This is a genomic window from Bacillus cereus group sp. BfR-BA-01382 (assembly GCF_022663475.1).
GTDB lineage: Bacteria > Bacillota > Bacilli > Bacillales > Bacillaceae_G > Bacillus_A > Bacillus_A thuringiensis_S.
In genome coordinates, this window is the sequence record NZ_JAKUFQ010000229.1 from 1 (window position 1) to 1,614 (window position 1,614).

Sequence of the window (1,614 nt, forward strand, 5' to 3'; positions counted from 1 at the left end):
AATATAATTAAAATCCATTTTTAAAACCTCCAATTAGTAAAAAAGGGAACCTTTTATTCACAAGTAACAGATTTCTGGAATTCATCTGCTAAACTTTCATTGAAAAATCTTACAGCATCAATGAAGTAATGAACTATATTTTCGAATTCCTTTGCTCTGTCCATATCATTTTCTTTTTTAGCCCAATTCCAAAAAGATATACGTTCGTTAAATTCATGTCTAATATCATCATCAGATAAGACAAGCTCTCGCTCATAATCTTTAACGGGTTTTCCAATCTCATATTCTTTCACACCAAAAGCCCTTCTAATAATTCCGCTTTGCATTATTACTCTTCGGCTCTGCTCTCTGGTTGCTAAGAATTGAGTGTATAAGTCATTTAACTTGGCCATCAACTTTTTATTATTCATTTTTCATTACCTCCAAGAATAAGTAAACATCTTTTTATTAAACAAAATATACTATTTATTAATCTTCATTCAAACAATCTTCACAAGCGTTGCAAGACCAACAATAAGCACAACCACAATCATTGCCACCACAATCGCAACAATTATATATTTTGCCACAATTACATGTATTAGCCATTTTATCCAATCCCTTCATAAAAGAATTATTCAGTTATAAATTGGTGTTAAATTGTTTTTCTGACAATATTCTTCATACATATCGTGATTTTCTTGTATTCTTCTTTTGACAGAAGAAAGAGAAAAGCAGTCTTGCAACAATCTTTCCTTTAATACCATATCAGATACCATATTGTTATTATTTAACCATTCTGAATAAGTCATTTCCGTTACCTCCACTTAATTTAAAAATCATTTTATACGAGTGAATTGATTAACAATAAAAATTTTTCATTTTAAGTTTTAATTCACTTAATCCTGGCTTTGATAATGTTCCTTTGTACTTATGTAAACGTCCGTGAGAAACAGTTCGAATTTGTTCTGTTTTTATAATCCCATTAATAGAACAATCTTTATCTATAAGTAACTCAGAGTTTACTTTCATGTGACAATCTAAACTTTTATCAGCATGAGTGATAGGTACAACAACTACTATTTTTTGAGATTCGTTATAACTATCAGGTGAAACGATAACGCATGGTCTAATCTTGTTCATTTCAGAACCAACGTTAACTCCTAAATCGACAGTCCAAATCTCCCCGTGTTTAGGTTTCTTTTGTGTATAGCGTTCTTTCACTGTATACACCATACCTTTAGGTGTGAACTCTTTTAACCCTTTGAAAATTTGTAAATCTGTTTCCGTTGCATTTAGCAGGGCATTTTCTACATCTTCTCCTTGGTAGTAAACTGTACTGTAAACCTGATTTGTTTGCTGTGTATTTTCTCCGACCTGTTGAGTATCTCCTGAAACTGTTTGATTCATCATAATCTCTCCTTAGAAATAAAATTGTTAAATTACCTGTTTTTTTATAATCTACTTATTTTATTCGAAAATGAAAGATTTATAATAAAATGCACAAAAAAAGAAGCTACTTTAATAAGTAGCTTCTTTTTTTTGAAATTAATTTCCAAATAATAGACTCACATCTGCATCTGTTATTTCTACTTCCTCATTTTCGTCTTGATTATCGTCCTTATGTTCTTCAGG

At 30.4% G+C, this 1,614-nt stretch carries 3 protein-coding genes; all 3 read right to left on the reverse strand.

Features of this window, described 5'->3' with window-relative positions:
• Window positions 1-53: 53 nt before the first annotated feature.
• The 3 genes from MR160_RS33550 to MR160_RS33560 all read right to left on the reverse strand — a co-directional run bounded on the left by MR160_RS33550 (window position 54) and on the right by MR160_RS33560 (window position 1,389).
• Entirely contained in the window at window positions 54-410 is a 357-nt protein-coding gene (locus MR160_RS33550) for a hypothetical protein (RefSeq protein WP_086877521.1), read from the reverse strand.
• 207 nt (window positions 411-617) lie between these two features.
• Window positions 618-791, reverse strand: a complete 174-nt coding sequence (locus MR160_RS33555; RefSeq protein WP_154698620.1) for a hypothetical protein — start codon at window positions 789-791, stop codon at window positions 618-620.
• A gap of 49 nt (window positions 792-840) precedes the next feature.
• On the reverse strand, window positions 841-1,389 hold the full coding sequence (locus tag MR160_RS33560; protein ID WP_242299205.1) for a type II toxin-antitoxin system PemK/MazF family toxin: 549 nt from the start codon (window positions 1,387-1,389) through the stop codon (window positions 841-843).
• Between the last annotated feature and the right edge of the window lie 225 nt (window positions 1,390-1,614).

Excerpts from the sequence above, each read along its gene's own strand:
- MR160_RS33555 (WP_154698620.1), bottom strand. The coding sequence starts at position 791 with ATGACTTATTCAGAATGGTTAAATAATAACAATATGGTATCTGATATG.
- MR160_RS33560 (WP_242299205.1), bottom strand. The coding sequence starts at position 1,389 with ATGAATCAAACAGTTTCAGGAGATACTCAACAGGTCGGAGAAAATACA.
- MR160_RS33550 (WP_086877521.1), bottom strand. The coding sequence starts at position 410 with ATGAATAATAAAAAGTTGATGGCCAAGTTAAATGACTTATACACTCAA.